A 7,006-nucleotide genomic window follows, 5' to 3' on the forward strand; every position below is an offset into this window, starting at 1 on the left:
GCTAAAATACAAAAGAATTGTCACTAATACAGTACTAAAAAGAACTAAATTTAATTTACCATGTTTGTAAAAGCTCATACTAATTCCCCCTGCATGCTTGTTTTATATAAATCACATATTTTTAATTAATACCACATATATCCTTTAAATCCTTTTTTTAAAAGGACTATATTTACTGTATTTAAATAAGGTAAATATTCTAAATGAAATGAAAGAACAGGATATCAAAGGGTTTTTGCCGAAAGGATTTGGGTGGAATTCACAGGAATTATTTCCCTCTAGATGAATAAACTACAAGATAAGAAAGGAGGGTTTGTTCATGGGTGTTCATGAAAACGGGGTTTTCTAACAATTTAAGGCTTAATGAGTAGATAAAAAATAACTGCATTTCAAACGGACGACAAATGGGAGTGGAGTAAAAAATGCAGGAGAGAATAATAAACGATTTAGCTGAAAGCAGAATTAATTGGAAGCTGGCATTGCTTTTTATACCTGTCGCGTTTCTGACATATCTCTTTCATGAATTCGGGCATTGGATTGTTGGAGAAATATTAGGAAACGATATGATTATAAGTCTAAATCATGTAGAACCAAAGAGCGGATTCTTCATCGATGAAAGTCATGCTCTATATTCCGCTATGGGAGGACCGGCATTTACCATACTTCAAGCGATGATCTTTTTATTAATCATTGAAAAAACAAAGAGCCTTTATGTATACCCCGCTGTCTTTTTTGCGGCCTTCGTCCGCTTTTTCTCGATTATATTTGGGGGATTTAATATGCAAGATGAAGCAAAGATATCGGCAATGCTAAATATGGGCACCTATACAATAGCGATTATTGTCATATTGTTGTTATTTCTGCTTATATTGAGAAGCAGCTATGTATTGAAAATAAGTCTCAAAGCCAACTTGTATTTTTTTGCAATCAGCACTATGTGTATACTTCTGGTAATTGAAACGGATAAACTGCTTTATTAATTAAAAGCCTATACTACTCCATCAGCAATGGTTTTCATTATTCTTGACAATCTGGCTGCGGGATTAGATAAAGATGAGATACTAAAAAGCTACCCCTCTCTAACGGTTGAAGATATTAATGCCGCGCTAGCTTATGCTGCAATGTTGACCAAGGAACAGGTTATCGCAATCTAGGGGGATATTGATGAAATTCAAGATTGAGCGCCCCGCGCGCGAAGCACAAAACACTGACTGCGCTCGGAGAGACTCTTCTGGTCTTTCTTTCGGACGGGGGTTCGACTCCCCCGCCTCCACCAGACTAATAGCGAGTGATCACTCGATAGAAGACCCGCAAGGGTCTTTTTATAATGCCCCCATTGTCAAGACACGATAAGTGGATTTCTACGTTAAATTCCTTTCTAGTTTTGATATTTTCAAGCAGCTTGGGTAAGCTCGCCATGGCAAACCTGGTCTGGGCACAAGTCTCCGATTGAGGAATGCGGCTGATACGTATTATACTCATGTTAATGGATTTTCTTAGTTCTCTGGGAGTCATCACGCAGACTATGTTAGTGCCTGCCGCCATCCTGAGAACCTAATATTAATGGAATACTGAAATTATAAAGGTGAAAATAATGCTTTTTGTGGAACTGTTAAAAGCGGTTTTCTTAGGAACCGTGGAAGGGATCACCGAATGGCTTCCGATAAGTAGTACCGGGCATATGATTCTAGTTGAGGAATTCCTCCAATTAGAAGCCACAGCAGCATTCAAAGAGATGTTCTTTGTGGTCATACAGTTGGGGGCCATTATGGCGGTAGTCCTGCTCTATTGGCACAAGTTGAATCCCTTCTCGCCTGACAAATCCAGTCAGGAGAAGAAAGATACCATGCTGATTTGGTATAAAGTGATGATTGGAGTAGTTCCTGCCGCAGTATTAGGATTTCTGTTTGATGATTGGCTCAACGATCACTTTTACAATTATTTAACGGTTGCAGTTATGCTGGTTGTATATGGAATTCTTTTTATTGTAATTGAAAACCGCAATCAAGGACGTCAAACCGGGATTCAGACATTCAACGATTTATCCTATAAAACAGCCTTTTTTATAGGAATCTTTCAGGTCTTGTCATTAATTCCTGGGACGTCACGTTCGGGCGCTACCATCCTGGGTGGGATTTTACTGGGTGCTTCTCGTTACATTGCGGCAGAATATTCGTTCTTCTTGTCTATTCCTATAATGTTCGGGGCAAGTGCATTAAAGATCTTTAAATTTGGTTTTAGTTTGACGCTATGGGAAATCAGCATTTTATTAACCGGCATGGTTGTAGCATTCGTAGTATCTGTGCTCGCGATCAAATTTTTAATGGGGTATATCAAAAACCACGACTTCAAGGTCTTCGGGTGGTACCGAATAGTCTTAGGGGTCTTGATCCTCACATATTTTGCATTATCTCCATTTATATGATGATGATAATATAAACCCAATAGCCGGGTTACACATAATAGTTGCTGTGTTCAATGGCGTTTTTGGTTGCCCGAGTGTGATTTGTTTAAAATATCGAAGTAAGGTAAAAGAAAGCGATTATTCATATGGGAAACAATAAAACCGGGATATTCATGGCAATCATGGCGGCGGCCCTTTACGGCATAAGTTCGCCTGCTTCAAAACTGCTGCTTATTGAGATACCGCCGACCTTAATGGCATCACTATTATATCTTGGTGCTGGTCTCGGAATGCTAGTAGTCCATGGGATAAATGTATTAAGCCAGAGAGAACCAGTAGAAGCGAAAATGAATATAAAAGATTGGCCTTATATAGTTGGCATGATTCTTCTGGATATTGCTGCACCTGTTTTGCTTATGCTGGGGATTACCATGACGACTGCGGCCAATGCTTCTTTACTGAATAATTTTGAAATAGTGGCTACTTCTCTAATAGCCCTTATGGTATTCAAAGAAGCAATCGGGCGGAGAATGTGGATTGCTATCACGCTTATTACTCTTTCCAGTATGCTTTTGTCAGCTCAAAATTTAGGCAGCGTCACTTTTTCCAGCGGATCGATATTTGTTTTGCTGGCATGTGTTTGCTGGGGATTTGAAAATAACTGTACCCGCATGCTGTCTCTAAAAGACCCTATGCAAATAGTAGTAGTGAAAGGATTTGGATCGGGTATCGGGACTCTCATCATTTCCTTTTTCCTGAAAGAATACAGCAGTAATTTAATATATATTGCCCTGGCCTTACTATTAGGTTTTGTCGCTTATGGACTGAGTATTTTCTTTTATATTAAAGCACAAAGAGAACTTGGAGCTGCAAGGACCAGCGCCTATTATGCCGCCGCGCCATTTATCGGGGTTTTAGTTTCCTGGCTGGTGTTACAGGAGGGAATGACCGGGACTTTCTTAATCGCGTTAGTTGTCATGCTTATCGGTACATATTGTGCTGTGTCAGAAGCGCATGAGCACGACCACGTTCATGAAGAGCAGGTTCATGAGCATAAACACAACCATACCGATGCTCATCATCATCACTTGCATGATCTCGAAATCATAGGTGAACACAGTCATGAACATACTCACAAAACATATGAACATAAGCATTCGCATTGGCCGGATCTTCATCACCAGCATACGCATTAGCAGGTTGGATGCGGCATGTATTTTTGAATAGCTTATGAAAACAAGTGATGCATGGCGGTGCAGTGCTGCTGGAGAGCCCTGAGCCATGGTATGTCTGCCCCATGCCACGCCGGTCTGCGAGCTCTGTCCTCTGCAGACCATGTGTGCTGCTTATCGGGAGGGGACGGCGAACAGGCTGCCGGTTAAATCTCCCCCCAAGTCCCGCACCATGCAGCAAAGAACCGTGCTGGCCTGGTTTTCCAGGGCAGGACCCTGATCCGGCGGCGCTCTGGGGAAGGGTTGCTGGCGGGTTTATGGGAATTCCCCAATCTGGATGGCTGCCTGGTTGGAGCAGCAGGGGCTGTGTCCCCTTGGCGGGGAGCGTAGCATACGTTATATTGCCGGATGCTGTCAAAACTTAGTATAAAATAAACAACTGACGCGGAGGTGATTCTCATTCGGAAGCTGCCCGGTGAACACAAGCTGATAGCCATCGTCCTTGGAGCAGCGCTGACGGTTCTGGCCCTGATGCTGCTGGTCCGGTTGCCGGTAATGCTAGGCGGCGCCCCGAAGAGCATCATGGTCACGGAGCAAAACGGCGTTTATGACCTGACCGGAATCATCGCTCCGGACACTCCCGCGATTTACCTCGCCCCCGGCGATACTTATTATCCCAACACCTACTTATCCCCGGAAAACGCCGATACCGCTGTTCCCGAGAGCACCGACCGGTTCGGGGAAATCCGGGCCGACTACCTCTCCCAGCGGTTTGTGCTGAAGGTTCCTGAAGACAGCGGGGTATACGCCCTGACCTTCAAGCTCTCCGGCCGCCACGCCATGCGGGTCTATGTGAACGGAGCGCTTGCGGGGGAAACCGGCAGACTCGGCGCCACCAAGCAGGACACGGAGGTTTGGGAAAACAACATCTCCTTTCACGGGTCGGCGACCGCCAACGGAGAAATCGACATTCTCTTGAACAGCGCGCAATTTTACCATGCCAAGCGCGGGGCCACCCTGGCCGAGCTCTATCTGAGCGAATCCGCAACGGGTTCCGACCCGTTCTTTGCCGAGCGGATCAAGGGAATCGCCATTATGGGCGCGCTTTTGTGCGCGGCCGTCTTGCTGCTGGGTATCTACCTGCTGCTCTCCCGCACCCGGGCTACCCTGTATTTTGCCCTGGCCTGCATCGTCATGGCGCTGCGGGAAAGTATCCAGAGTCAGGCCTGGACATACTTTCCTCTATCGGGAAACGTCTCTTTCATGCTGGAATACCTGAGTGTGGTGCTGCTGACAATTCTCTTGTCGCTGTATCTGGGGCAGTACGCCGGCAGATTCATGAGCGTCATGCAGTATGCTGCCATCGCCGGCTCACTCTTGTACGGCGCCTGCGTTCTGTTAGGCGATTCCGTGTTCTATACATCCGCGCTCGGCTATTATCAGGCGCTGCTGGTGCTGACCATCGTTCCCGGTATTTCCAGCCTGTTCTGGAAAATGCGCCGCCCGACCAAGGAGCAGGCCGCCGCCATGTACGGCATCGGCGTGTTCTTTCTGGCCGCCGTGGGCGATATCCTCATGTACAGCGATATTTTCGGCGACGCGAAGGTCAACCTGCCTGTCTCCGAGGCCGCCATGCTGGTCTTCGTGCTGGCACAGACGGTCTCCCTGTTCCTCATGAACAACCGGGTGCTGTCGCAAGTAAAAGAGCAGCGGCAGCGTCTGGCGGTGGAAAAAGCCGCACTGGAAAACCTGGATCAAATGAAGACGGAGTTTTTGGACAGTGTCTCCCACGAGTTAAAAAACCCGCTGGCGGTAATTTCCGGCTATGCGCAGAACGCTGAGCAGCAGCTGCTCTTGTCTCCCCACAAAACTGCGGAGGCAGTTGAAAAAATTAAAGTGATTTCCTCCGAGGCCAAGCGGCTGGGGCTTATGGTGGGGCAGATTCTCGATGTAACCCGCATCGAGGAAGGCCGCATGACCATTGAACCGAAAATTTGCGGCGCTGACGAAATCATCAATATCGCCATCTCCATTTATTACCCTATCCTGAACAAAAACAACAACCGGCTGGAGCTGCACATCGAAGAAAGATTGCCGGACATACTGGCCGACCCCGAACGCGTTTCTCAGGTAATTGTCAACCTGATTTCCAACGCCGTACGCTTTACGGTGAACGGTCTGATTACTGTGTCCGCCGGACCGGAGGACGGCTTTATGAACATTAGTGTTGCCGACACCGGAACCGGAATCAGCCCGGAGCTGCTTCCTTTTATCTTTGACCGGCATGTCACAAAGAAAAAATCCGGCGGCGGTCAGGATATCGGCACCGGATTGGGTCTTTACATCTGTAAACACATTGTGGAAGCCCATGGCGGAAGGATTTCCGCCGTAAGCGAGGAGGGGAAGGGCAGTACCTTCAGCTTTACCCTGCCCATTGCCGGGGGCTAATAGCGCACTTTGCTGAACAGGTAGCCGTCCTTGCCGCTGCTGCGGATTTCAAACCAGCCGTCGTTATTCATGGCCAGTTTTTTGCGCAGGTTGGTGATGTGTACGGTGATGGTCCGGGAGTTTTCGGCGGCTTCGCCCCAGGCGCGTTGATAGATTTCCTCCCGACTGAGCCTTTGCCCCGGAAACTGCATAAAGCAGATTAGAAGCTGATATTCTTTTTTGGTAAGGTTCACCGGCTGACCGGACAGGGTTACTTCCCCGGTCAGGGTGTCAACGGAAAGGGGAGGAAGCTCCAGAACCTGCTGTGCGGCAATTCCCGCACGGCGGAGCTGTGCAGCTATCCGCGCGCCCAGGATACTCATATCATAGGGCTTGGTGACATAATCGTCTCCGCCTCTGAGTAAGCCCTTCACAACGCTTTCATTTTCATCCCTGCCAGTTAGGAAGATGATGGGGGCGTTTGTTTTTTGCCGCAGTTCCATACAGAAGTCCCAGCCAAGGCCGTCCGGCAGCATCACATCCAGCAAAATCAGGTTTGGTGTGTGTTCTTCCAGCAAGAAGCGTGCCTGGGCAATATTCTCTGCACAGGCCACAGTGTAGCCCTCATCCTCCAGATATTCCCGGTTCATAGACAGCACTTGCTCCTCATCCTCGACTATCAGGATTCTTGCTGGTTTCATTTTATCTTTCACTCCACTCTGGATTTTCCCTTAAAGAAATTCCATATTTCAAGATTATTGATTAGGGGAGAAAAATCCTGCAAAAAAACTGTTAAGATTTCTTAGCAATTTACACAGAAGCTAAAAGGGGTACTAGACTGGAAATGCTTGGTGGGGAACAGGGAACTATGAGGAGGTGAGCGAGATGGAGAAAATCCGAATGGTCGGTATAACCTGTGGGGGGGAAAGCATATCCGATGTTTTGCTGGATATTCACTTCATGAACGGCCAGACCGTCATCTAGTTGGTCCCCAAGGCATTTG

Annotated in this window: 7 protein-coding genes; 5 read left to right on the top strand and 2 right to left on the bottom strand. The window is 47.0% G+C overall.

Annotation, left to right across the window (positions count from 1 at the left end):
* Positions 1–422 precede the first annotated feature (422 nt).
* Both B3W37_RS00985 and B3W37_RS00990 read left to right on the top strand, forming a co-directional pair.
* Positions 423–980, top strand: coding sequence for a hypothetical protein (locus tag B3W37_RS00985; RefSeq protein ID WP_483170890.1), 558 nt, complete (start codon positions 423–425; stop codon positions 978–980).
* Between the two features lie 27 nt (positions 981–1,007).
* A complete protein-coding gene (locus tag B3W37_RS00990; RefSeq protein ID WP_483170892.1) occupies positions 1,008–1,154 on the top strand; it encodes a DUF433 domain-containing protein in 147 nt (48 codons plus the stop codon).
* A 124-nt stretch (positions 1,155–1,278) separates the two neighbouring features.
* Here B3W37_RS00990 and B3W37_RS00995 read toward each other — a convergent pair whose 3' ends face one another.
* Positions 1,279–1,482: a hypothetical protein gene (locus tag B3W37_RS00995; RefSeq protein ID WP_483174518.1), complete on the bottom strand. Its 204-nt coding sequence runs from the start codon at positions 1,480–1,482 to the stop codon at positions 1,279–1,281.
* 112 nt (positions 1,483–1,594) lie between these two features.
* Here B3W37_RS00995 and B3W37_RS01000 point away from each other — a divergent pair, with 112 nt between their 5' ends.
* From B3W37_RS01000 to B3W37_RS01010, 3 genes are all read left to right on the top strand, one after another.
* Positions 1,595–2,425, top strand: coding sequence for an undecaprenyl-diphosphate phosphatase (locus B3W37_RS01000; RefSeq protein ID WP_483170910.1), 831 nt, complete (start codon positions 1,595–1,597; stop codon positions 2,423–2,425).
* A 125-nt stretch (positions 2,426–2,550) separates the two neighbouring features.
* Positions 2,551–3,600 (top strand): DMT family transporter, encoded by a 1,050-nt coding sequence (locus B3W37_RS01005; RefSeq protein WP_483170893.1) that lies wholly within the window; start codon positions 2,551–2,553, stop codon positions 3,598–3,600.
* Positions 3,601–4,026: 426 nt separating this feature from the next.
* Complete coding sequence (locus B3W37_RS01010; RefSeq protein ID WP_483174519.1) at positions 4,027–6,024, top strand: sensor histidine kinase; 1,998 nt, start codon at positions 4,027–4,029, stop codon at positions 6,022–6,024.
* Here B3W37_RS01010 and B3W37_RS01015 read toward each other — a convergent pair.
* Complete coding sequence (locus tag B3W37_RS01015; RefSeq protein ID WP_483174520.1) at positions 6,021–6,704, bottom strand: response regulator transcription factor; 684 nt, start codon at positions 6,702–6,704, stop codon at positions 6,021–6,023. The genes B3W37_RS01010 and B3W37_RS01015 overlap by 4 nt on opposite strands.
* Positions 6,705–7,006 lie beyond the last annotated feature (302 nt).

This window comes from Syntrophomonas sp. UBA5494 (genome assembly GCF_002426325.1).